The sequence below is a fragment of the Halobacillus campisalis genome, from assembly GCF_030345335.1.
Lineage (GTDB): Bacteria > Bacillota > Bacilli > Bacillales > Halobacillaceae > Halobacillus_A > Halobacillus_A campisalis.
The window spans coordinates 233,448-257,348 of the sequence record NZ_JAPVRC010000003.1; the positions used below are offsets into that span (position 1 = coordinate 233,448).

The window sequence follows — 23,901 nt, forward strand, 5'->3', positions numbered from 1 at the left end:
ATTTTTCCTGCATAACTGTTTTTTAAAGACTGGAAGTGAGGCATGCAAGGAACCCTTCACTACGCTCCCTTTTTTCATAGAAAATGCAGGAAATGAACCTTGCTATCATAGGAAACTGTCGATTTTATAAAACCTGCTTTACTACCATCGTCCAGCCTGATATCAAGGCTGCTGTCCTATGGTAAAATAAAAGCGAATAGGGAGGTCAACAAATGGATCATTCAAATACATCTTACGCAGTAGAAGCCGATCATTTAGTTAAAGCTTTTGGAAAAGAACGAGCTGTAGACGGCATCAGCTTAAAGGTGCCAAAGGGAGTTGTCTATGGCTTCCTCGGACCTAATGGAGCCGGGAAGACGACGATGATCCGTATGCTGGCCACACTGCTGAAACCGACAGAAGGTCAAGCGAAAGTCATGGGGTATGACCTGGCAAAAGAAGCGGATGAAGTAAGGCAGTCGATCAGTTTAACAGGACAGTTCGCTTCAGTTGATGAAGAAATATCCGGCCGCGAGAATTTAATATTCATTGGCAGGTTAGTTGGGTTTTCGCGAAAAGAAGCAAAACAGCGTGCCGATGAATTATTAGCCGCTTTTAATTTAGAAGATGCAGCGAAGCGCCAGGTGAAGAAATACTCCGGCGGAATGAGAAGAAGAATCGATATCGCCGCAAGTATAATCACTTCACCCGAACTGCTCTTTTTAGATGAACCTACCACCGGCCTCGATCCAAGAAGCCGAAATGAAGTGTGGACGGTTATTCGAGCATTAGTCAAAAACGGAACGACAGTATTTCTTACGACACAATACTTAGAAGAAGCCGATCAACTTGCTGACCTTATTGGTGTCATAGACCGGGGAGTTCTAATTGCAGAAGGAACGAGCGCAGAATTGAAATCATCGATTGGCGTTCGAAGTTTGATTATTGAATTCGAAGACGAACGGGATTTGAACAAGGCGGAGTCCATCTTTGAAGGGATGTTCACTCAGACCCCTGAAGTGGATCGTGGCCGCTTATCGATTTCCGTAACGATGAAAGACCAGTCAAAGGCTGCAAAAGCCATTGGAGAATTAGCCAACCACCAGATAGCAGTGAAAGACTTCTCTATGCAGCAGCCAAGTTTAGATGATGTATTCTTAACCATTACCGGAAAGCCTGCTAAAGAGAAAGGCGGGGAAGCAAATGGAGAATAATTCATTAGAAAAATCAATCAAATTAGAAAAACGCCCGCCCAAAGCTTCACCTATGAGTGCCGCTCTTACCTTTGCCTGGCGGGCATTATTACGCATCCGCTATGTTCCCGAACAACTATTTGATGTAACGGTATTCCCGATTATCTTCCTGCTGATGTTTACGTACTTATTCGGTGGAGCGATTTCAGGCTCAACAGGAGAGTACTTAGACTTTGTCCTGCCGGGAATTTTAGTCATGACTGTCGCGATGATTACGATGTATACTGGGCTTGATTTAAATAAAGATATCGAGAAAGGCGTATTTGATCGTTTTCGTTCACTGCCAATCTGGCAGCCTGCTGTTTTAGTAGGGGCGCTGTTAGTGGACGTCGTGAGATATTCACTTGCCGCAACCATTATGATTACACTTGGTTACATTCTAGGGTTTCGTGCAGAAGCCGGGTTCTCAGGCATCGTCCTTGCTGTCCTGGTCATTCTATTCTTCTCTTTTAGTTTATCCTGGATCTGGACGATGCTTGGAATCGTTGTACGTTCAGAAAAGGCTCTCATGGCTATAAGTATGATGCTGTTATTCCCTCTCACCTTTTTAAGCAGCGTATTTGTAGATCCATCAACTATGCCAAATTGGCTGCAGCACTTTGTAGACATTAACCCGATAACATTCGTGGTCGATGCGTCCAGAGGATTGATTCACGGGTATGATGTAACGAGCGAATTATTGATCATCACCTACATCTCCGTAGGTTTAATTGCTGTGTTCGGTACACTGACGATGTACTTTTTTAGAAATAAGAATTAAGCTGGCTGATTCTGGTTGTCACCTATAAAAATATAAAATGCTGACAGCCCTGCTTCGGTTCTTTATGGGAGTAAGGCTGTTTACTGCTACTTTCAAAGCTTGCTCGTTATAAAACCTTCCTTTACCCCATTTCTTTGCTTTTTGTTCCCTTGCTTCATCCCTTCTAAAAGATCAAACAAATGACCACCTCCTAAAACCTTAAAATCAATCAATATTCAAACCGTACTATTACAATTAATCCAACTCTTTGATTACTTTCGCTGGATTCCCTCCGACGACCACATTATCCGGGACATCTTTCACTACAACAGTTCCAGATGCTATGACGTCATTATTTCCGATAGACACTCCCGGATTAATGACGGCTCTTCCACCGATCCATACATTATCCCCAATCGTTACTGGTTTCGTAAATTCGATTTCCGTCATTCGTTCTTCCGCATTTACGGGATGAGTATTTGTATAAATGTGTACGCCCGGCGCAAGCATGCAGTTCTTTCCGATCGTCACTCTCCCGCCATCTAGAATCGTACAGTCAAAGTTAGCGTAAAAGTTCTCCCCGACATGGATGTTGTATCCGTAATCACAACGAAAAATGGATTCGAGGTACATGTTTTCTCCCGTAGAACCAAACATCCCTTTTAATAACAACGCACGCTTTTCTTCCTCAGCTTCACTTACGTCATTCAATGAACGTACAAGAGACCTGGCTCTTGCTCTGTCCTCCGCTAATTCTTTACTGGCTGGATAATAGAGCTCTCCATTTAACATCTTTTCTTTTTCTGTTTTCATTTATCCTATTCCACCTTTCATAGATAGTTGTATTTGTGGTACCCTATAAGCTTTTGCACGAAATGAAGAGGGATAGACTTTACCACGAGGGATCTTCATATCCATTCCATTTTGCTAAGGTCCTTTACTTCTCGGATAGATAATACCTTGCATTAGCAAAGAATATCGTTCCAAATAGAAATAACATGCCCATAAGCCAACTGGCGATAGCTGAATACTCACTATTAAAAATAAATTCACTCGTTAAATTAACAAATACGATGATTGCGATCACAATGTACATACCAATTAAATGCTTCAATAGTTACACCACCTTGCTGTATACACTTACTTATCCGCTTTTTTCGATTTCATTAGTGAGAGAATTATTGCTGAACCAAATAGAACGGCAGAGATTAATAAGGCATTTGAAGTACCTACAGGAATTGCAAAAAGATTTAAAAGCAAGACAAGCATGCCCATTAATAGTAATGCAGCAATCACATAACGTCCTCCCTTTCTTTAAAGCTTAAGAACAACTCCATTGAAAAATCATCTATTTAGACTCCAGATTCTTTATCAGCCTGATACCCCAAAATAAAACAATCCAGGGAAGAATAAATTTGGTCGCCCATTCCACCACACCCATCAGAGCTAGGGCTATAGATAAGGTATTGATTCCGAAATAAGGTAACGTTATGTAGAGAACCGCAATGAATATAAAACCTAGTATGATATCCCTCCAAGCCCATTTACTCACACTTATCTGCATTTCTCATCACCTCGCTGACACACTAAATTATTTTGTTATCTGGACCATTGAATACTTCCTGCTTAGATAGTTCAAATTTTTCAAACCACATCCTGAAACTCAATGCTTTTTCATAAGTAAAAAGAGGATTACCTTTGCTAAAGATAATCCAGCTTCCCCTTAAGACTCGATTTGGAGTTACTTTAAATAGGCACGCTCCCCTTACTTTAAGAAGCGTGGTTTCATCCCTCTGAAACTACAACATTAAGAGTTTTTATTAATAGAGGCTTTTAACCATGATCAAGTCCGTTTGTTCCTCATCCCCCATAAAAAAAGAGTGCGATCCCGCTTGTACAAATCCTAACCTCTTGTAAAAAGAAATCGCATGTTCATTTTTTTCCCATACGCCGAGCCATATCTTATTTTTATTTTGTTCCACAGCAATATCCATAGCTTTATTGAAAAGATATTTACCAAGTCCATGCTTTTGAAATCTATTTATAATATAAATGCGCTCAATCTCAAGAGCGTCATCACCCATTTTTTCAGACTGTGCCTCCCCACTGTTGACCTTTAAATATCCAGCGGACTCCCCATCAATAGAAACGAGGAAGAACTGCGATGAAGGGTTGGATAACTCCTTTTCCACTTGCTTTTTATTAAATGCTTCCTCCAAATAGGCCTTCATATTTTCTGGGAAATTTTGATCCGCGAAGGCATCCTTAAAGGTTTCCCGGCCGATTTTTTGAAGTGTGTAAGTATCTTCCATTGTACATCTTCTCGCATTTATATTCATTTAACCGCTCCTCTCTCTTACCTTACTTTTTTCGAACTCCAGTCTTTTTCATTAAGTGAATTTGGAAATTTCATTTAATATCGGCTCTTTCATAAACATCATTAAATTATTCATAATTTCTCAGTTTTTGAACAAAATAAACAAAAACGTCCAAGAGAAAAGGTGGGATTTCGTTGAAGCAAAACTCTAATAATCAAACAACTCCACCTGCTTCACAACCCCTTTTTCCTAATTTGGAAGACAGCTTAGCACATATTCGCACTTCAATGGGCAACACCTTTGATCTTGTGATCCGATCTTTGATGGTTCACAAAACATCAGCAGCTGTTATCTATATGGATGGGCTAGTAGATAAGATTTCCGTGCAAAACTTCATTCTTGAAGCTTTGATGCTGGAGATGCCGCCGAAGCGTGAGTCCTCACACCACCTCTATTTATCCATCAATGAATGAAAAAAATCAGAAATCAGTTCCGATGCGGGACTGATTTTTTTGTGCGGTTTTGGGTTCAGACTGAATTGCGAGGAGCCGTGGCAGTCCAGTTGTTTTTCGGTGAAGACAAGTTTGCTCGATAAGGTTCTCATTTCATAAAAGCTGAATAGGCTTAGAAGGGTAGTTTTTTATGAAAGGAGAATGATCCATGTATTACCGTGAAAATCCTGATCAGTTGGCCTGGGAAGCTGCGAAGTATGGTTTGATGGCTGATTACTTTAAGTATACCGACCCACAAAAGCATATGTATTACTACCAAAAGCACTTTGAGTGTATGTACCGCTGGTTGAATGAGCGCAATAGCGGTGGTAATCAAATGATGGGTATGAACGGTGAAGCCAAGGTGCGCGTGCTTCATGCCTCACCTGATGCGCCAGCGGTTGATGTGTATGTCAATGGCCAGCAAATTTTGGAGGGACTTACTTATAAGCAGCAAAGTGAATATTTAAGTGTGGCCGCCGGTCAGTACCAGATTGATATTTATCCGGAGGGCGAGATGGGGCAGCCGGTGTTATCACAAATGGTGGAAGTAGAGCCTGCGAAGATGTATACAGTAGCCGCTGCGGGCACGCTTGATGATCTACAGCTGCTTGCGGCTGTAGACAGTGATAGTGTGTCTTCAGGAAAAGCGAAGGTGCGATTCTGGCACCTGTCACCGAATGCACCAGCGGTTGATATTGCTGTAAAAGGCGGCGATGTATTATTCCGTAACGTTCCTTTTGGCAAGGCAACTCGCTACATCACGCTCTCCCCGACCACGGCGGATCTCGAAGTGCGTGTAGCGGGGACGAACCAGGTAGCGCTTACGGTGGAAGATGCTACGTTGAATCCAAATCAAGGGTACACAGCGGTAGCTGTCGGTCTTGTCGGAGAAGAACCCCCGCTTGAAGCCATTTTTCTTAAACCATAATGAATAACAGGCAGCCTCTCTGCCTGTTTTTTCGTGGATTTAGTTACTCATGACTCGGCCCATTTATGAATAAGATGTAGGAAGAAAAACTTTTTTCACTAAGGAGGAATCTACATGCCCATCGAAAACAGCACTCATTACATTTATACCGTTCAGCCTGGGGACACGCTGTATTCCATCGCGAGACGTTTCGGCAGTGAGGTGTCCGATATCGAACAGGCCAATGCCCTTTATCCCCCGATTACGGATCCCGGTTTAATTTATCCTGGACAAATTCTCTTAGTATCCAAACAAGGTCCGAATCAAACCTATCAAATCGTCAGTCCTGGTGAAACGCTCAATCAATATGCCCGGCGCTTTTCTTCCAGTGTCGATCTATTGTTCGGCATCAATCCGCAGCTTGGGGATCCGAACTATATTTATCCGAATCAAGTACTGCTTGTCCCAGCTTTTGTTTATGAGATTGAACAAGGAGACACGCTGAATAAAATCGCCCAGCGGTTCGGTATTTCGCTTGCAAGCCTGCTTGAAGCGAACCGCCAGCGTCCTGGCATCGCGCCGGACGTCATATACCCAGGCTCACGACTCATCCTCCCGCTCCCTTCTTCCTACAACATCGTGGTTTCCCGCCCGTTCCCGGGCACTCAAATCCGCGAAGGGCAGAAGCTTGCCGGATTTGCGCGAGCGTTCGAAGGAAGTATTTTATATCAAATTAAAGATGATGAAGGCAACACCGTGACAAATGAATCACCTATTCAAGCCTCAGCAGGAGGACCTGCTTACGGTACATTCTCTGAATCTATCGTATTCGACGAGGCTCCCGCTTCTACCGCGGGGGAGATTTGGGTATATACGAGAAGTGCGAACGACAACAGCGTCCAGGATCTCGTTCAAGTTCGCGTATTATTTTAGAAATGGCTTTAAAACAGCAAAAAAATGAACTTCCGGATTATATGGAAGTTCATTTTTTTGCTGTTAAATTGGCGTTTTCCTTAATAGCTGTTCTTGTTAAGTTTGTTAGCAATCGCACGGTATTCTTCATCAGAAATCGTTTTTATTAAATAAAAATAATACAAAATTATATTTCCAACCGCACAAATCAAACCGAGAATAATAGCAAGTTTCACTATGAGAGTCACATTCATTTCAGTGGTTAGAATGCTGACTTTTGGTACGGCAAATGTCCGATTGCACCAGATAATTCTTGAAACATAACATAGATGCCCGGCAAACAGATGGCAACAGATAATGTAAACAGCCGCCAGACTCACTAGAATTTAGAGTCATGGCAGCCAAGGTGTTTTATTTACTATGCCACTCTAACAAGTGGAGAGTTTTTATTACATTCGATTGTGTTTCATTTTTGTTTCGTTAATGCGTTCATTGATTAATCTGGCACGCTCAGCAGAACGATCTCTAGCTTCCGGTGCACTTTTTTCAATCGAGAACACAAATATCAAAAAGTTAATTCTCATCATTTATTCCTCCTAAGTGATTATCACTAAGCGGAGTCCTTCTCCGCATTTAACCAATCCATAAATTCAATCCTTAATAGTTCAGCCATCGTTAACACTCCCTTCTTAGATAATATTTTTAGTCATTGCTTTCCGGTCAAGGCATCGATCTTGAACGCTCGGCCGGTAACCGGGAACTGGAGCATACTTTTGTTCTTTACGCCGGTTGATACGAATTGTAAAAATTAAGAAATGCATGGTCATCATTGCTCACCTCCTTAAAAATTGTAAATTTATATCAAAAGAGTAAAATTACCCTTTGATTCCATAAGAAAAAGCCACAGGGGGTCCTGTGGCTCTGCTTGAGTCTCTCCGTTTATTGGAGGGGTCAAAAAAGCTACAGGTATCCTGCAGCTCTGCTTTAAACACACTCCATTTATGGAAGGCGCAAAAAAGCCACAGGAATACAATATGCATCACCTGCGGCTGTTATGAACCTATTTTCAGAAAAAATGTTTTAGGGTCTAATTAATAGCGCAGGTCGATTTAGTTGTACAGTTTGGTTGTAAGTTGAAGTTTTCATCATTGGTTTCGACCTCGCTTTCTGGTAATTTTTATCTTTCACTGGAAATTATATAAGAAGCTTACATTAAAGTAAAGCCTAATTTTCAAAAAAATCATACAATGGGGGGCAGGTTTCACTAAAAATCTTTACAATTGCATGGTAACCCTTACATAATTCAGATGGATAAATTTTTTAGAATCACAGCCAGGCCATTAAATAATGGGTTTTATTAAAGATGTTTGAGTGAAAAAGATATACTATATTCCAGGAAAAAGGAGACTAAACAATGAAAAATGTAAGATGGGGAATCATCGGATGCGGTAATGTCACTGAAGTTAAAAGCGGACCAGCATTCAATTTAGCAGAAAACAGCACATTGACAGCGGTTATGAGGCGGAACGGCGACCTGGCGAAGGACTACGCCGAGCGTCATGGTGTCCCGAAATGGTATGATCAAGCGGAAGATTTAATCAACGACCCTGAAGTGGATGCTGTTTATATTGCCACTCCTCCATCTTCTCATAAAGAGTACACCCTGAAGGCAGCTGAAGCAGGAAAGCCTGTATATGTTGAAAAACCAATGGCTTTGAATGTCGAAGAGTGCAAGGAAATGGTCGAAGCTTGCAGCCAGCAGCAAGTGCCTTTATATGTAGCCTTTTACAGACGCTCTCTGCCTCGTTTTTTGAAAGTGAAAGAACTTCTGGACAATAATGAGATCGGTGATATTCGTTTTGTTTCTATCCAGCAGACTCAAAAACTAGTAGAGAAAGATGAGAATGATAACCTGCCCTGGAGAGTACAGCCTGACATAAGCGGCGGAGGTCTGTTTTATGATGTAGCCTCTCATACATTGGATTTGTTTGATTATCTTCTAGGGCCTGTGAAAGAAGCGAAAGGGATCGCAGCCAATCAAGCAGAAGCCTACCCGGCAGAGGATATTGTAAGCGGAACCTTCCTTTTCGAAAGCGGTGTGATCGGAAATGGTGTCTGGAATTTTTCTTCTTACAAAAATGAGGATACCAATCGAATCGTGGGCTCAAAAGGGGAAATTATTTTTTCCTCCTTTGATGAAAAACCAGTGACACTTATCAAAGAATCAGAAACTCAATCATTTATTATCGAACGCCCTAAACATATTCAAAAGCATCTCATCCAGGATATTGTAGATGAACTTATTGGTAAAGGGAGCTCCCCAAGTACGGGTGAGACTGCTTTACGTACAAATCGAGTGATGGATGAGCTGGTAAAAGACTACTACCAGAACCAAGGATAGAAACGATGAATAGGAGGGATTCCATGTCACACCCCATTCGAATTGGAATTATTGGAGCAGGCGAAATTGCCAGAGGTGCCCATATTCCGAGTTACCAAAGTTATGGGCAGGATGTTCAAGTCGTTTCTGTATCTAACCATAATAAAGATAAAGCCGTTCAATGTGCAGAGCAGTTTTCCATCCCTTACGCCTATGAAGATGAACAACAAATGCTTGAGGAAATGGAACTTGATGCCGTAAGCATTTGCACCCCCAATAAATTTCACGCCTCCCAAGCGATTGCCGCTCTGAAAGCTGGGTGCCATGTGCTCTGTGAAAAGCCGCCGGCTATGACGGCGAAGGAAGCAGAGAAGATGGCTTTAGAGGCAGAAAAAGCTGGAAAGATTTTAACCTATGGGTTTCACTTCCGCTTTCAGCCTGAGGTAGAGACGTTAAAGAAATACATTGATGGCGGTGAATTAGGGGAGATTTATGCAGCCCAAACGCACTACAACCGAAGAAGAGGAATTCCCGGGTGGGGTGTGTTCACGAATAAAGAACTCCAGGGCGGAGGAACGCTGATCGATAATGGTGTTCATATGCTGGACACAGCCTTATATTTAATGGGATATCCGACACCTAAAACCGTTTTAGGGGCTACTTATCAAAAGATCGGCCAGCGCCCGGGAGTAGGGTTAATGGGCGAGTGGGATTATGAGAACTTTTCGGTAGAAGATATGGCTAGAGGAATGATTACGTTTGAAAATGGCTCCTCTCTTATGTTCGAATCTACTTTTGCCGCAAACGTAGAGACGCTGAGCAGTAAAAAAGTGTCCATTCTGGGTGATCGCGGCGGCGCAGACCTTTTCCCATTAAAAATATATCAGGAAAAATACGACACACTGGTGGATACCACCCCTGCTCATGTAGAAGAACGAAATGTGCACGAATACCTCGTTCACGATTTTATCGAATGTATTCTCCATAACAAACAGCCATTAAGTACTCCATTAGAAGGAGTGCTCATCCAACAAATTATCCAGGCTCTATACGAGTCAGCAAGAACGGGAGAAGCTGTAAATATAAACTGAGTATAAATAACAGCGGGCACAAGAAAGAAATTACACTCCAAAGAGGAAGATTCTTTTATTCTTCTGTAAAATGACGCAGGTTCTTTCAATAAAGCAACTTAAAATAAGAGAGCCTTTCAAAATGCACCCTGTAGAGTAGACGCTTTAAAGAATCTACTCTATAGGGTACATTTTATTCTTTTACGTAAATAAATAATTTCTTTTTTTCTTGCGCCTTCCCCATAAAGTTAAATAAAGAGGGTAAACCCTTATTGGAATTTAAAAAGGGAGGAGTAACTATGAATGCTTATTTTCTATTAGCTATAGCCATTGTTTGTGAAGTTATAGGGAATGCAATGCTTAAAGCGTCAAACGGATTCAAAATACTCTTACCTTCTTTAGGAGTAGTCGTGAGTTTTGGTGTGGCTTTCTATGCTTTATCTTTAACATTACGGACAATGCCCATTGGAGTGACTTATGCTATTTGGGCAGGGGCAGGAACAGCACTTACTACATTACTTGGTATTACAATCTACAAGGAGAATATTAATACAGGAAAGCTTCTTGGATTATTTTTAATTATCGGCGGCATAGTTTTACTGAACATAGAGAGTACCCTTTAATTCTAGTGAAAGAGGTAGGCATATGAAGTATTACATTTATCTAGCTATTTCAATTTTAGGAGAAGTTTTTGGTACGACGATGCTCAAAATATCAGATGGATTCACCGTTTTACTTCCATCTGCAGGGGTTGTAGCGGGTTATGGACTTTCATATTTTTGCTTATCCTTGTGTCTGAAAGTTATTCCATTGAGTTTAGCCTATGCCATTTGGGCAGGATTAGGAACCGTGCTGACCGCGATCATAGGCTTTATTGTATGGGGGGAGGTTTTTACCTTCTTTAAAATTTCGGGGGTTATATTGGTCATAGGTGGAATTCTACTGCTTAATATGTCCGAGAATTCAGATACAGCAAAAAACTCGAGCTAAGATCCTTATTGTTAATAATCGTAAAAATACTAGAGAGAAATCAGAAGCCCTAACATGGGCTTCTTTCACTAAATCCCAAGATAGTTAGAGAAAGACTATTGATTACAACTGCACTCATATTCCTTAAATCTATATTCTTTGGACAACCTTAACTCTTTAAAGTCACTTGTCTCTGATTCATAAAGCTTTACTAAAGGTGCAACATCTTTTTTGGCAAATTTCCTTATTTGATTATCTATATCAACAGTCAAATCTACAGGGTATTCGTTCATATCTTCATATAGATTATTGTGTTCACACACATCATACGTCACTGCCATATAAAATCGTGTCATCCTATCACCCCAAATCTATAAAATAAATCTACATCCTTGTTGCCGGTTAGATTTCTATCCTTATCGTAAACGTCCCAAGTTTCACTTGAAAACTCGATATCAAGATTAACAACAATCAGAATTTAACTGTTGAATTATTTTATGTATTTCATCTAATTCGTCTATAACATAGTCTGCTTCTACTGCATTCCATTGATGGTCCCTTTTCCAAATACCAATCATTCCAACGTCTTTAGCTGCCTTCACATCTTTCTCTGGATGATCCCCTATAAATACACACTCTTCCGGATACACTTTCAGCCTTTTTGATGCTCTTTTAAAAATGATCGGATCAGGCTTTTTTACTCCTTCCCAATCTGATATAAGAATAGAATCTATGTAGCTGTCAATTTCCAAAGCCTTTACGTTATTCATTTGGAACAGACCTTTTCCATTAGTTATCATCCCAATAAGAAAGTTATCTTGTTTCAATTTCTCCAGCGTTTCTAAGAGTTTTGGGAACGGTACGCAGTTTTCCTTGAAGTAAGTTAAATAATCCTCTAGTAGTTCCTCCCACGTCATTCCCTGAATAGAAAATTCATTTATTAATTGTTTATACACCTTGTCCTTCCACACATATCCATGATTATCCAGTTCAATAAACCTTCGTATGTACTCTTCTTTCGGTATATGATTCAGTGACTCATTCAATCGATCATATTGTCCGGCTATAAAAAATTTTACTGATTCATCTCGGTTCAATAAAGTCCCATCTAAATCAAAAATAATGGCTTTAATAATACTAATTCCCCCGATTGTCTTTATTTTCAGGATATGTTAAAGGTGGTTGTTGATGATCATAAGAGAGTTATTCAACAATATGGCAGTTGTGGAAGACTTGTTTTCGAGACATTGGGTGAGAGGAACAGGGCGGCGTGGAATGGTTCGCTTTCCGTGGGAGCGCGGTGAGCTTCCTCGGACGTTCCGTCCTGCGGGATCTCACCAAGCACTCTCTTCCCACAGGAGTCTTCACCATTCCCCGCCGCCCCTTCACTATAAATGTGCTTCTCGAAATCGCTTCAAAACCTTTCTTAGTAATACTGGGGGAGTTAAACTAAAGTGGAGGGTATATAGTATTTTAGGTTTAATACTCGCTGTACTTTAAGGTTTCTCCAAGCATTTATTTGCGCAAAAAAGTCTCTTTGGTTATCACTCTAAAGCGGTTATTTCTTATACAAGAACCGTATATGATGTTTCCATTATCCTCACAAAAGCAAGATAGTCCATGACATAGCGAGACTCCAGGGATGCCCAATAATATTTAATTATTTCAATAACTGGTTAATATTTCTGAACTTGGTGGTAGTTTCGAGTACTTTACAATCATATGGCGGCTTTAGAAAACGGTGAGACTCCTGCGGGATGGACATGTTCGGTGAGATCCCGGAAGGCGAAGCCTGAGGAAGCTCACCACATGCCCGCGGAAAGCGATCCGTTTTCTGAAGCCGCCGTATTCTCATACAAAAGTCTCGAAACTGACCCTTCAAGAATAGGGAGCTTATTTGAATATCAACACGGAAATTTAACAGAGCCTATTTTTAAAATCAATTCAAGAGAACCCAATAGGAGTTCCTTCAGATGTTTTGAACTATATTTTCAGTGAAATTATTTACACAATTGGAGGTGCTCACATGTTTTTTATTGTGGGAACGATCATAATGTCAATAACTCTCATAGCTGCATCCGTAATCGCATTTTTTTACCCTGTTTGGAAAAAGCAAAGAGGTGAAGAAGTTTCTGAAACTCAATTACTCATCTAAAGAGGTATTGGGATCGCCATTCCATTAACAGCTTTTGTCACACTCCAATTATTGTCCAGATCATAGCCATTCATCCTTCAACAACACATACCTGATTTTTTTCATAATTGCCCCTGATTACTTAAGTCTTGATTTCAAGGTGATTCAGCACCATCTGATTTTCTTTCCCAGGTCACCTCATACAGCCATTTGAAAAAAGTCGCAAATAAGGAGATCCCCATTATATCTAGCGGGGCAAATGTTAAGAACAATACCTGCCATAATGAAAGACCCCCAACCATGAATAAGAAAAACCAAAAATAACGCAACACTTGAATCACCTCTACCTTTAAATCATCTTTTATGATTGACCCTTTAGTTGAAAAGAATATTTCCTACTAACCCGATTAAAATGATTAAGAAAAAGCCTCCGAAAAGAAAATACCCAATTAACTTTATTGGTAGTGGTAATTTTCCCCTGCCAGTTTTAGGGTAGCCTTCAATATTCTGTTTATGGGCTATAACGTCGTTGAAAGGTTTGTTTTGGTTTCCATTATTCATAGACGATTTAACACCTCCATTATAGAAATTCAATGCCTTTTCTCGTTCTCCTCTATTGAAGCTTTCTTATTACATATACGATACGGGCCAAATTTAGTTTCATTATGTCTATTATCTCGAAAATGAGTCTTCCACAGTTCTGCCTCTTAGCGCAATAAGCGATAGCCACTTTACAGCTGCAAAAAATTCACCTACCATGTTTACGTTTCCACTCCATCGCTTTTCGTTCCAGATCTTGCACAAAATCATTTTTACCCTCACTATATCGTTCAATGTCTTTGGGGAACTGTTGAGCAAGCATTTCTTTTAATTTCCCGTATTCATTCCTATCTTCACTATGCGATTTCAGGTAATCACGGACTGCAAGATGGCGTTCTATTTCAAATTTATTATCATTTTGAAAAAAATGAATTTGGTGTGTCCTGTTCTCTCCACCTTTTCTAAAATACCTTCTTCCTATAATCCCCAACTCCCCAAGCGGCTCATAGCCTATTTCAATCATTTGTTCATTAAAATCATCAACTTTTTCCACGTTATTAACTACTGGCATTATATCGATGATCGGCTTAGCTTTTAAGTTGGGTACTGCTGTACTGCCTATATGATGAATGTCAACAAGTTCACCATTGATTATTTCTCGTATTTTTAGTGCTTCCTTTTTGTACAGCTCATTCCAGTTTTCATCATACTCTGCAACCATAATGTTCATAGCACGGTTAACCATTATATACGCCCCTTTCCTTCTTGCTTAGATAATAGAAGCTTATCAATAAGTGAACTATAAGGGTAAATATCCAATAATCATACAAAAGTATATGCGTAACCAAGTTTCCGCCTCGATTACAGGACGCTCATTCGTATGTTCTCCTCAGCAGCCTTATATAGCTTAAATAATCTGCGCTTCATTTCAAAATACACTTAAGGACCGCTCAAATTCAAAATTACATTTTTTTCCTATTATTAAATGGAATTCTAAGCCAATAATAAGTAATAACAAATACATAAAAAAGCGGTGATTTTCATTCTTTTTAATTTTATAATAGCCTTTATAATTCCTTGGACGATTGCTATTGTGACCTGCCGACGGGTTCCTGTTTTATTTTTGACAGTGGCCCCATTTATGTCGTTAATGTCTATTACCTTTAACCAGTTAGGTATGGAAATGGGATTTTGGACCCTTTACCCTCAAACGGATTTACTTATCTTTAATTCCGTTAATATAGATTTTGGCTATAACCCATCGTCGGGATTGCTGTTTGTATTTATGGTTTATTTTAAGAAATGGAAGCGGTGGATAGTGTACTTAGGGTTTTTATTATTTTTAAACGGGGCGGAAATGGTAGCTCTGTCATTCGATAAAGTGGTATACAGCGCTCCCTGGAATGTCTTCTATACGTTTCTTACTTACTTCTTCGGCTTGATCGTGTTGGATTTGTATTATTTCTTCCTGAAAAAATCGATCCGAAAGTTAGTAGATTCAAAGTGATATCATGTTATTTCATTGGTCATCAACACCGCAGCTATAGTTAAAATTTCTATCGTTAAATTTGTTTCTTACCTACTTTCTCGAACCGCTGCTTGTTCAAATGTTTCACCTTTTTTAACAACCACTGCTTTTATTTTTCACCATCAAAACTGTCCTTTCGATCACAAAAAATAAAAGCGTATTAACACCTCAAAAAGTGATATTTACCATTATAAGTAAACAGGGGTTGGAATGCCAAAAAGTTTTGACATTCCAACCCCTGTTTACACGTTGAGTAATAACGGTCCAGTAAGCGCACCCTAAATTAAATAACGAGATCGCCCAATACCATATTCCTTCCATTACCAGACTTCTACCCTCTTTAACGTTTCTAGCCCTATGGTTTTACTATGTATATATTTACATATCCTTAACAAGCTATATATAGGTGGGGGTATAAAAGGAGGATCTTCATTGGATTTACATTTCATATGGAAATCTATTGTTATTGTCGTCGGCGGGGTCTTTATTTTAAGGTTAGCTGGACGAAAGTCAATTTCACAGCTTACGGTTGCCCAGACTGTCATTATGATAGCTGTTGGTTCATTAATTATTCAACCTGTAAGCGAGAGAAACATTTGGATTACTATGGTGATTACATTTTTAATGGTTCTTACCCTTCTATTTATTGAGTATATCGTGTTGAAATATGATGTTCTAGAAACTTTAATTTATGGAAAATCTCTTATGGTTGTCGAAAATGGGCTGATTATTGAAAGCAATTTAAGAAAATTACGTTTAACGGTGGATATGCTTGAAGTGCGATTAAGACAACAAAACATTCAAAATATCAGTGACTTACAATGGGCAACTATCGAATCGAATGGTCAGTTAGGATATATGCTAAAACCTGATCTCCAATACTCTACTAAAAAAGATATTCAAATGCTGATGACGATGATTCAAGAGAACAACTCTCCTGTCTCTACTGAGACAACAGAAGACCAACCAAATGAATCCTACAACCTTTTTGAGGAAGTTAAAAATGAAAAACATCTAAAGAAACCTCCGGAAGGATTAAGATGAGGAATGCGACATGGATAGAAAACTAAAATATATAAACTTTTTCACGGTTCTTAGTCGATGGGTATTTTTCGGAAGCCTGATTGGTATAGTTGTGGGTTCGTTCACTGCTTTCCTATTAGAAACCAATGATTTTTTAGGAGAGATAAGAGAAGAAAGCGGATGGCTCATCTTTTTTCTTCCTTTAGCAGGAGTTGTGGTCGGGTACATATATATGAAGTTTGGAAAGGTTTTTTTAAATAACACACTGCATGACGCAGCTGAATTAAATAATTTAGTAATTGAAGGCGTTCATGGAAAGAAAAAAGTTCTGTTGAGAATGGGCCCGATCGTCTATTTAGGAACCTTTATAACCATCTTATTCGGGGGGTCAACTGGAAGAGAAGGTGCAGCTATCCAAATGGGCGGCAGCGTAGCTCAAGCAGTTAACATGTTCTTCAGAAAAAATAAGGAAGACACTAAAATCCTAGTGATGAGCGGGATAAGCGCTGGGTTTGGTGCGGCCTTTGGAGCACCCATAACAGGCGCCGTTTTCGGAATGGAAATGGCTGCTTTAGGAAAAATGAAATTTGAAGCGCTCGTTCCTTGCCTTGCAGCTAGTTTTACCGGGCATTATATAACAACATCAGCTTTGGGAGTTGAACACGTAGAATTCATTATTCAAACTCTACCCGAGGCGTCTCTTGTTACATTTACAAAAGTTATATTAGCAGCTGTTATTTTCAGCATATTAAGTATTTCATACTGCCAATTAAGACACGGAATACAAAATTTATCTGAAAAAATTTTCAAGAAAAATCATATAAAAAGAGCCTTTATTGGAGGAGTAATCATTGTAGTATTAACTTTAATAGTAGGTTCACAAGACTACAATGGTCGAGGTTTAGAGATGCTTGAACAATCTTTTAAAGAAGATGTACCTCCCTTTGCCTTCCTTGCAAAGCTAGTATTTACAGCGATTACGCTCGGCACTGGCTTTGTAGGTGGAGAAGCCATACCTCTATTTTTTATGGGGGCAACATTAGGAAACACGTTACATGACTTCATGAATTTACCCATCTCATTTCTCGCTGCCCTGGGCATGATAGCTGCTTTCAGTGCTGGTACGAATACTCCAATAGCAGCTTTCCTATTGGCCATAGAGATGTTTGACGGAAAAGGAGCAGAGTACTTTTTTGTTGCTTGTCTAGTGAGCTATATATTTTCTGGCCACCATGGATTATGGCCTTCTCAAAAAATATATCAACCTAAAAGCAGCTTATATAAGATCCCCAACGGAGATACCATTGAAGAAGTTGAAAAAAAGAAAAAATCCAGGGATTCGTAAGCGAATGGTTACTTACTCTATTAAACCGACTTTTGATTAACTCTCCAACACTTTAGTATTTTTATTAGCAACTTCTTCGTTATCTAGAACTCAATTCTTCCACAAACCATCCCTAATCTTCCGGACAAAAACCTTTTGCAGTAGCGTTCCTGAAAATAAGAGTTTATCGTATTCGCAGATCGGATATATTAAAGATGTAGCGTTAAACCACCGCTCCCCCTATTTACTAAAATAATTGGTGGATATAAGCTAAGCCGAAAAGGAGTACCGTCTCCTTTTCGGCTTTTTGTATGTTTGCTGTGATTCCCATATTTTTGAAACGATTAACCTGGTGATACGTATACCTACCATGAAGGATAACCTATTCAAAGAGATGAGGAGATATTTTGAGACTCAGAAATGTTTCTAATCAATGGAGCGTATTCGCTCTGCTCTTCATGCTTTCGCTCACCAGCGCCTGCGCTTCTTCCACCTCCCCTTCAGGTGCAGAAGATAAGAATGGCGAGACTCTTGAAGCTCTTTTGACTACACATTTTTCAACTGCGGATGAGGAACTTGTGAAATTAATAGAGTCTCCGGAAAATAATACCATCATTGGAGAAGATGGAGATGAGTCCACGGAACAGCCTGAATCTCCAACAGAGCTGGATGTGTATCTTGAAGACGAGTATTCTGCTTATTTCACCGAACACGCGTATAGTGAATATATTGGCAGCCAGGCGTTCAGCTATGGATTAGCAGCTTATTACAATGATTATCAGCTGCAAACCGATCGTGTGGATTACAAGGAAAGTTCAAGTGGCGAAGAAGCTTATGACTTCACGGTAACCGTCGATTACAAAAAAGAGGACGGAGTAGAAAAGACCGCTGACGTTTCCGGCAGAGTTAATTTTAACGAAGAAGGAAAGATAAGCAGGTTCATGATTCATGAGGATGAAGGGTTATTAGAAACGATAGAATCCAGACGTTAAGCGATCCAAAAAGGAGCACCTATGGAGTGCTCCTTTTCCTATCTATTCATCTTTTGTAAGAGAAACCCTTCCGACAGAACGATCAGACGCTTCCCCTGTCACTTTGACCTTTAACCCATATTCAGGTACGTTACGTCCGGCGTCCGGAATTGCTTCGTTCAAGTAGCTGAGGCTGTCATCGAAAACTTTGACCGGCTTTCTGTTTTTATCCTTCAAGGTCAGTCCGGTAATATCCCGATAATCGACAAACAGTTTCTCGTCTTTTCTGAGACTGAATGCGGCATCGTGGATCTGATAGCGCGTCTGGGCAACTGAGTCGTCACTCCAGAATAATTCCTGCTGATCGGAATCTACAACTCCGAGGAACCCTTCTCCTGGATGAAGGCCTGTCCAGTTATCCGTGTACTTATTATCGGCGTACCAGATGACAAGGCCGGGGTCGTAAGCCATAAGACTGTTTCCGCGGCGGATGTTGCCTAATCCTTCATCCACTCCGTGATGGTTTCTCCACTCCAGCAGGTAGTAATGTTCGGATACTTTCACTCCATCGCTCTTCGTGAATCCATCGAGCGTCACTTTCGGCTCGCCTTCTGCATCATCAAATAGGAGCTCGACTTCTTTTCCTTCCTGAGCGGTGACGCGGATTTCATCAACATATAATCCTGGATTGATGGCTGCTACATCTGTCCAGTAGTTGACTTTCACTTGAATATCCTTGCCTGCATAACTGCTCAAATCAAACACCGCATCAACCCAGCCATCCGATTTCCCAGTAATGCCGTGACCCGGGTTCTGTTCATTTGGATCCGTATCGGTCGTAATATTACCTGGAATGGACGTCCATTTCTCGCCATCCTCACTCACTTTAACCGATCCGTAATCCCAGTCGGTTTCGATGTCATACCAGGCTTTGAACGTCAGTTCGCCGGCTGTGGCGTTAGACAAGTCGGCATCGAATACTGCTGAGTTATCGAGCTCATCATCACTTCCGCTGAAATATTCATACTCTCCGCTATACGGGGTATTTATTCTCGTTTCTTTATTCGGAAGATTGACCCTCAGGGCATCCAGGTTGGTACCTTTCGTGTTGGCCTGATCGAGATACACGTCCATCCCCTTGCTATCGATTTGATCTATATCGACTTCATCGTACTTCAACCAGTTTCCGTCATGCTTCGCTTGCAGGAACTCTTTCGACCAGGCGCTGAAACCTGTCGGCTCGGTGCCTGGAATATCTCCCGCCCAGCTGCCGCTCGACATAAGCGACCAGTAGCCGACCGCTTCTCCCGCTCCTGTATACTGGGTATCGTACTCATCGGGAAGTCCGAGGTCATGAGCATATTCATGAGCGAACACACCGGCTGCTCCGTCAGCAGGTTCGATCGTATAATCATAGGCGTACATTGAACCTTCACCCCAGTAATCCACTTCCGGCTCCGGCGATCCAGGAATAGGGAAGGTCTCGCCAAGGTTCCAGCGGTGGGACCAAATCGCATCGCCGCCTAACTGACCTCCGCCTGCTTCTTCACCGACCGCTGAGTGCACCACCATCAAATGGTCCACCAGTCCATCCGGCTCATGATAGTCCCCATCGCCATCAAGGTCGTAACGGTCTTCGCTGTCAAAGTCAGCCAGATTTACGTCAGGGTCGGCTGCAGCTGCCGCTAACGCTTCTTTGACAAGCGAGCGAGGGTCCTTGTCATTGCCGTCGGGCTGGGGGTTATTTCCTCCGTATTCGGCTGCCTTCTTCTCAGCCGGATACCACCCGGCAACCTGCCCGTCCACCGTATACGCTCCGTTTGTCTGTTGTTCATAGAATTGCTTCATCGATACTAGATTTTCTCCGTTGGGTCCTTCATACCCGTCATCGCCGAAAATCAAGTCTTCATAGTGTTCTTTCACGTAATCTTCATAATACATATCCGTTTCTCCAGGCTCTATGCTGTTTTTAGGGAAGTCGGGAAATTCCATTAAGATGACAAGCACATCGTCGGAGCGAACTTCTCCGTTATACTCTTCCTCAACGACAGGATCGAGGTTTTTCTTTCCGCCCTTTTTCTTCGCTTGATCGTTGGCCTTCCCTTCATTTTCTTTTTTCAGTTTTTCTTTTACGTCGCTTTCAAGCTCCAGTTCTTCTTTATGAAGCTCTCCGCTGTCTTCCATCTCTTTAAGCCCTTCCGCTTTGCTGTCCAGAAATTCATCGACCGCTTTTTCTGCTTCTTCAGCCGAGGCATCTTCAGATATGTCCCCGCGTTTCTTCAGCATTTCAATCAATCGCTCTTCATTAGCTATCGCTAAGTCAAAAGGGCCTTGACCGTGTGCATGCTCCTCCTTCGCTTCTTTTTTCGTTGAAACCGTACTTGCCGCTTCTACACTGCTCGTTGCTGGTGCTGCAAACAACCCTAAACATACAGACGCTATCATGGCCATGGACAATACCCGATTCGCTCCCAAGCTCTCACTCTCCCAATTTATGTATATTTTCACAACGTCTTTACTATATGTTATTTTCTGAAAAAAAAGAATATGACGTTGGACTTATTGTTTCTTGTTATTTTTACAATGTTTTACTAATGTGGGCGGGACCGGTATAGAAGTCGACATCAAGCCTCCTGCTTCGGCAGAAACCTTGATGCCAGCCATAAAAAAAAGACTTAGGAGAGTCCTAAGTCCGCATGTTCAGCTTTCACTGTTTATATCCTGTTCGATCTCTTTTTTCAATTCTTCCAGGTAGGCTTTAGAATCTTTTTCATTAAAATCATGACCTTTCGCCTTTTCCTTCACATACTCGTTTAGTGCCTGTTCAATTTCTTCAGGAGTGGCATCTTCGGAAATGAAGCCCGATTCTTTCAACATGCTGATAATGCGCTCATCATTGGCCATCATATCTACATGCTTCGGTTCGGCTGTGCCTTTCTCGTCTGCTTCTTCGTTGGTTATTTCATTATCTTCTTCTTCGTTCGTAGTTGTTTCGTCATTGGCCTCTTCTTCATTCGTGGCGGTACCCTCATTGTCTACTTCTTCGTTCGTATCGGAGTCGACTGGCGGATCCTGGTCCTGCGTTCCGCACCCGGCGATTCCAATGAGCAACACGCTTAGCAGCAGCAAGCTGTTCCGTTTCATAGAATGTCCTCCATCCCATTTATAATCGCCTTCACACCATTAGACGTCTCTTGATGGAAAATAGTTACACCGGATTACAAATCACCGACGACAATATAAGCTGCTTTTACCGGGCCATGGACGCCGACAATCAAATTCATCTCGATATCCGCACTATTGCTTGGTCCAGTAACAAAACTGACGCAGGATGATACGGGATTGCCTTTGGCTTCCTGCGAGTGGATCAGCCGGGCAGCCTGGGTCATGCGCGGGACGAGCGTGCTTTTAGGGATAATGGCGATGAACGTCTCCGGCAGCAGGCTGATCGAACGGCCGTTATAGCGGTCATTAAACAGGGTCACCGTTCCTGATTCAGCAAGGGTGAGATCACTGAACACGATGCCCGCACCGGCTTTTTCCGCAAACGTCACCTGCTCTCGTCCTTGCTGTTCATCCCATACGAGGACTTCCAACCCTTCCGTGCGTAACTGGTCATAGAACTGGTCCATCCCGCTGACTTGATTTCGAGGACCTCCGGCAGCAACGACACGTGTGACGTCATTTCCGTTTAGAATCGCCCGGATCGTCTGCGGCAGTGTTTCGACCGTCGCTTTTTCAAACGATGTATGAATGAATTCGCACTGCTTTTCCAAAACGTCGACGAGCTCGTCAGGCGACGCACCGGCCAGCACTCGTTCCTGCGGTTTCACGGAATAAGCGGGTGGCTCAACTGTTGTTTTTCTTGGACGACCGAGCTGATCGGCTAGTCCCTCTAAAAAACTTTCACGATGGTGGATCGTCATTCGTTTGACCTCCTTTTCTCCCTTTGCTTGTACCAGCTTCGGAAGCTTTGCTTGGCAGGCGCCGGGAAATCGCGCGAATCTGTCCAGCCTTTTAACGGGCCGGGTCCTTTTTCTATATAATCGTCGGTCGTCCACGGGGAAAGAGCGGTATGAGCCATTTTTGTGCTCAGCTTATAGGCGGCGGAATGAGAGGCCCATTTCGCATATCCTTTCATCATGACCGCTTCTGCTTTTGATCCCATGTGTTCCCGTTCGATAATGATTTCACGATGACGGATCAGCTGCTCATGAAGAGGAATTTTCACTGGACAGGCTTCGGTACAGGCACCGCATAGCGTGGAGGCATAAGGCAGGTCCTTATGATCTTCATAGCCATCAAGAAGCGGCGTCAGCACCGCACCGATCGGTCCTGGATAAATTGATCCATACGAGTGGCCGCCGACGTGCCGGTAAACCGGGCACACATTGATACAAGCCGCGCAGCGAATGCAGTGAAGCGCCGACTGGAATTCCGTGCCGAGAATTTTGGAGCGTCCGTTATCGACAACTACGAGGTGGAAATCTTCGGGACCATCGACCTCTCCTTCGAGCTTCGTTCCTGTTAATGCCGTAATGTAGCTCGTCAGCTTCTGTCCGACGGCTGCGCGTGTCAGCAGGCTGACGACGACTTCGAGATCCTGCCACGTCGGCACAATCCGCTCCATTCCCATCACTGAAATTTGTGTATCAGGAAGGGCCGTAACCATGCGGGCATTTCCTTCATTCGTTACGAGCGTGACGGCTCCCGACTCAGCGACCGCAAAGTTGCATCCCGTCACTCCGATATCAGCGGAAAGAAAGTCCTTTCGCAGCTGCTCGCGTGCAAAAGCCGCCAGTTCTTCCGGCTGATCGGATCCCGTATAGCCTTTCTTCTCAACGAACGTCTTGCGGATTTGTTCTCTATTTTTATGAAGGGCAGGCGTGACGATATGAGACGGCGGATCTTCATCCAGCTGCAAAATCCATTCGCCAAGATCCGATTCGACGACCTCACAGCCGCTCTCCTGCAGCGCTTCATTCAAACCGATTTCTTCTGTGACCATCGACTTCGACTTGACGATTTTTTTGGCTTCTTTTTCCCGGGCAATCTTTTGCACATACTCATTGGCTTCTTCTGCCGTTTTTGCAAAAAAGACCGTCCCTCCCCGCTTCTCTACTTGTTCACTCAGCTGATGTAAGTAATAATCAAGGTTTTCCATCGTATGCTGGCGGATTTCTGAGCCGAGCGTCCGCCATTCTTCCCAGTCACCAAGCTCCTCCGCAGCCGACAGCCGTCCAGTCCGGAAGCGTCCTTGAGCTGAAGAAACCGCCTGACGCATAAACGTATTGTCGATGCCGTCCTGAATTCGATCTGCGTACGTTTTCGTGCCGATTTTTATGCTCATTTCATCTCTC

At 42.1% G+C, this 23,901-nt stretch carries 27 protein-coding genes; 14 read left to right on the forward strand and 13 right to left on the reverse strand.

From position 1 onward, the window contains the following. Positions 1 to 212 precede the first annotated feature (212 nt). Both O2Q26_RS08580 and O2Q26_RS08585 read left to right on the forward strand, forming a co-directional pair. Positions 213 to 1,193: an ATP-binding cassette domain-containing protein gene (locus O2Q26_RS08580; protein ID WP_289215524.1), complete on the forward strand. Its 981-nt coding sequence runs from the start codon at positions 213 to 215 to the stop codon at positions 1,191 to 1,193. Beyond that, positions 1,183 to 1,992, forward strand: coding sequence for an ABC transporter permease (locus O2Q26_RS08585; RefSeq protein WP_289215525.1), 810 nt, complete (start codon positions 1,183 to 1,185; stop codon positions 1,990 to 1,992). The genes O2Q26_RS08580 and O2Q26_RS08585 overlap by 11 nt, the downstream gene beginning before the upstream one ends. Positions 1,993 to 2,226: 234 nt before the next feature. On the opposite strand, the gene O2Q26_RS08590 is transcribed toward O2Q26_RS08585, so the two are convergent. From O2Q26_RS08590 to paiA, 4 genes are all read right to left on the reverse strand, one after another. After that, the gene (locus tag O2Q26_RS08590; RefSeq protein WP_289215526.1) at positions 2,227 to 2,784 is read right to left on the reverse strand and encodes a sugar O-acetyltransferase; all 558 of its coding nucleotides are present in this window, start codon (positions 2,782 to 2,784) and stop codon (positions 2,227 to 2,229) included. 124 nt (positions 2,785 to 2,908) lie between these two features. Beyond that, positions 2,909 to 3,085: a hypothetical protein gene (locus tag O2Q26_RS08595; RefSeq protein ID WP_289215527.1), complete on the reverse strand. Its 177-nt coding sequence runs from the start codon at positions 3,083 to 3,085 to the stop codon at positions 2,909 to 2,911. Between the two features lie 26 nt (positions 3,086 to 3,111). After that, the gene (locus O2Q26_RS08600; protein WP_289215528.1) at positions 3,112 to 3,267 is read right to left on the reverse strand and encodes a hypothetical protein; all 156 of its coding nucleotides are present in this window, start codon (positions 3,265 to 3,267) and stop codon (positions 3,112 to 3,114) included. Between the two features lie 524 nt (positions 3,268 to 3,791). Further along, positions 3,792 to 4,310 carry a spermidine/spermine N(1)-acetyltransferase gene (paiA, locus tag O2Q26_RS08605; RefSeq protein WP_289215529.1) on the reverse strand — a complete coding sequence of 173 codons (519 nt, stop codon included), beginning with the start codon at positions 4,308 to 4,310 and terminating at the stop codon, positions 3,792 to 3,794. Between the two features lie 173 nt (positions 4,311 to 4,483). On the opposite strand from paiA, the gene O2Q26_RS08610 reads away from it, so the two are divergent. The 3 genes from O2Q26_RS08610 (at position 4,484) to O2Q26_RS08620 (ending at position 6,623) form a co-directional block, all read left to right on the forward strand. Continuing rightward, positions 4,484 to 4,762, forward strand: coding sequence for a spore germination protein (locus O2Q26_RS08610; protein WP_289215530.1), 279 nt, complete (start codon positions 4,484 to 4,486; stop codon positions 4,760 to 4,762). A 355-nt stretch (positions 4,763 to 5,117) separates the two neighbouring features. Continuing rightward, the gene (locus tag O2Q26_RS08615) at positions 5,118 to 5,711 is read left to right on the forward strand and encodes a DUF4397 domain-containing protein (protein WP_289215531.1); all 594 of its coding nucleotides are present in this window, start codon (positions 5,118 to 5,120) and stop codon (positions 5,709 to 5,711) included. A 114-nt stretch (positions 5,712 to 5,825) separates the two neighbouring features. After that, positions 5,826 to 6,623, forward strand: coding sequence for a LysM peptidoglycan-binding domain-containing protein (locus tag O2Q26_RS08620; RefSeq protein ID WP_289215532.1), 798 nt, complete (start codon positions 5,826 to 5,828; stop codon positions 6,621 to 6,623). A 428-nt stretch (positions 6,624 to 7,051) separates the two neighbouring features. Here O2Q26_RS08620 and O2Q26_RS08625 read toward each other — a convergent pair whose 3' ends face one another. Then, positions 7,052 to 7,186: a hypothetical protein gene (locus O2Q26_RS08625; RefSeq protein ID WP_289215533.1), complete on the reverse strand. Its 135-nt coding sequence runs from the start codon at positions 7,184 to 7,186 to the stop codon at positions 7,052 to 7,054. Between the two features lie 105 nt (positions 7,187 to 7,291). Continuing rightward, positions 7,292 to 7,432, reverse strand: coding sequence for a hypothetical protein (locus O2Q26_RS08630; protein ID WP_289215534.1), 141 nt, complete (start codon positions 7,430 to 7,432; stop codon positions 7,292 to 7,294). A 584-nt stretch (positions 7,433 to 8,016) separates the two neighbouring features. On the opposite strand from O2Q26_RS08630, the gene O2Q26_RS08635 reads away from it, so the two are divergent. The 4 genes from O2Q26_RS08635 (at position 8,017) to O2Q26_RS08650 (ending at position 11,042) form a co-directional block, all read left to right on the forward strand. Continuing rightward, positions 8,017 to 9,003, forward strand: coding sequence for a Gfo/Idh/MocA family protein (locus O2Q26_RS08635; RefSeq protein WP_289215535.1), 987 nt, complete (start codon positions 8,017 to 8,019; stop codon positions 9,001 to 9,003). Between the two features lie 23 nt (positions 9,004 to 9,026). Beyond that, a complete protein-coding gene (locus O2Q26_RS08640; protein ID WP_289215536.1) occupies positions 9,027 to 10,073 on the forward strand; it encodes a Gfo/Idh/MocA family protein in 1,047 nt (348 codons plus the stop codon). A 278-nt stretch (positions 10,074 to 10,351) separates the two neighbouring features. Beyond that, on the forward strand, positions 10,352 to 10,675 hold the full coding sequence (locus O2Q26_RS08645) for a DMT family transporter (RefSeq protein WP_289215537.1): 324 nt from the start codon (positions 10,352 to 10,354) through the stop codon (positions 10,673 to 10,675). 22 nt (positions 10,676 to 10,697) lie between these two features. Next, complete coding sequence (locus O2Q26_RS08650) at positions 10,698 to 11,042, forward strand: DMT family transporter (protein WP_289215538.1); 345 nt, start codon at positions 10,698 to 10,700, stop codon at positions 11,040 to 11,042. Between the two features lie 95 nt (positions 11,043 to 11,137). Here O2Q26_RS08650 and O2Q26_RS08655 read toward each other — a convergent pair whose 3' ends face one another. Beyond that, positions 11,138 to 11,362, reverse strand: a complete 225-nt coding sequence (locus tag O2Q26_RS08655) for a hypothetical protein (RefSeq protein WP_289215539.1) — start codon at positions 11,360 to 11,362, stop codon at positions 11,138 to 11,140. A 120-nt stretch (positions 11,363 to 11,482) separates the two neighbouring features. Then, a complete protein-coding gene (locus tag O2Q26_RS08660; protein ID WP_289215716.1) occupies positions 11,483 to 12,157 on the reverse strand; it encodes an HAD family hydrolase in 675 nt (224 codons plus the stop codon). Positions 12,158 to 13,047: 890 nt separating this feature from the next. Here O2Q26_RS08660 and O2Q26_RS08665 point away from each other — a divergent pair. Beyond that, positions 13,048 to 13,176, forward strand: a complete 129-nt coding sequence (locus O2Q26_RS08665; RefSeq protein WP_289215540.1) for a hypothetical protein — start codon at positions 13,048 to 13,050, stop codon at positions 13,174 to 13,176. Positions 13,177 to 13,903: 727 nt separating this feature from the next. Here the strand turns inward: O2Q26_RS08665 and O2Q26_RS08670 are convergent. Continuing rightward, positions 13,904 to 14,440: a GrpB family protein gene (locus tag O2Q26_RS08670; protein WP_289215541.1), complete on the reverse strand. Its 537-nt coding sequence runs from the start codon at positions 14,438 to 14,440 to the stop codon at positions 13,904 to 13,906. 396 nt (positions 14,441 to 14,836) lie between these two features. Between O2Q26_RS08670 and O2Q26_RS08675 the strand changes: the two genes are divergently transcribed. The 4 genes from O2Q26_RS08675 (at position 14,837) to O2Q26_RS08690 (ending at position 18,562) form a co-directional block, all read left to right on the forward strand. After that, positions 14,837 to 15,202 carry a hypothetical protein gene (locus O2Q26_RS08675; RefSeq protein ID WP_289215542.1) on the forward strand — a complete coding sequence of 122 codons (366 nt, stop codon included), beginning with the start codon at positions 14,837 to 14,839 and terminating at the stop codon, positions 15,200 to 15,202. A 453-nt stretch (positions 15,203 to 15,655) separates the two neighbouring features. Further along, positions 15,656 to 16,267, forward strand: coding sequence for a DUF421 domain-containing protein (locus O2Q26_RS08680; RefSeq protein ID WP_289215543.1), 612 nt, complete (start codon positions 15,656 to 15,658; stop codon positions 16,265 to 16,267). 10 nt (positions 16,268 to 16,277) lie between these two features. Then, on the forward strand, positions 16,278 to 17,591 hold the full coding sequence (locus O2Q26_RS08685; protein WP_289215544.1) for a voltage-gated chloride channel family protein: 1,314 nt from the start codon (positions 16,278 to 16,280) through the stop codon (positions 17,589 to 17,591). A gap of 386 nt (positions 17,592 to 17,977) precedes the next feature. Beyond that, on the forward strand, positions 17,978 to 18,562 hold the full coding sequence (locus O2Q26_RS08690; protein ID WP_289215545.1) for a hypothetical protein: 585 nt from the start codon (positions 17,978 to 17,980) through the stop codon (positions 18,560 to 18,562). 42 nt (positions 18,563 to 18,604) lie between these two features. On the opposite strand, the gene O2Q26_RS08695 is transcribed toward O2Q26_RS08690, so the two are convergent. From O2Q26_RS08695 to O2Q26_RS08710, 4 genes are all read right to left on the reverse strand, one after another. Further along, positions 18,605 to 20,992, reverse strand: a complete 2,388-nt coding sequence (locus O2Q26_RS08695) for an immune inhibitor A domain-containing protein (RefSeq protein ID WP_417397342.1) — start codon at positions 20,990 to 20,992, stop codon at positions 18,605 to 18,607. Positions 20,993 to 21,241: 249 nt separating this feature from the next. Beyond that, a complete protein-coding gene (locus O2Q26_RS08700) occupies positions 21,242 to 21,685 on the reverse strand; it encodes a hypothetical protein (RefSeq protein ID WP_289215546.1) in 444 nt (147 codons plus the stop codon). Positions 21,686 to 21,759: 74 nt separating this feature from the next. Continuing rightward, complete coding sequence (locus O2Q26_RS08705) at positions 21,760 to 22,467, reverse strand: LutC/YkgG family protein (RefSeq protein ID WP_289215547.1); 708 nt, start codon at positions 22,465 to 22,467, stop codon at positions 21,760 to 21,762. Next, complete coding sequence (locus O2Q26_RS08710) at positions 22,464 to 23,891, reverse strand: LutB/LldF family L-lactate oxidation iron-sulfur protein (protein WP_289215548.1); 1,428 nt, start codon at positions 23,889 to 23,891, stop codon at positions 22,464 to 22,466. The genes O2Q26_RS08705 and O2Q26_RS08710 overlap by 4 nt, the downstream gene beginning before the upstream one ends. Positions 23,892 to 23,901: the final 10 nt, after the last annotated feature.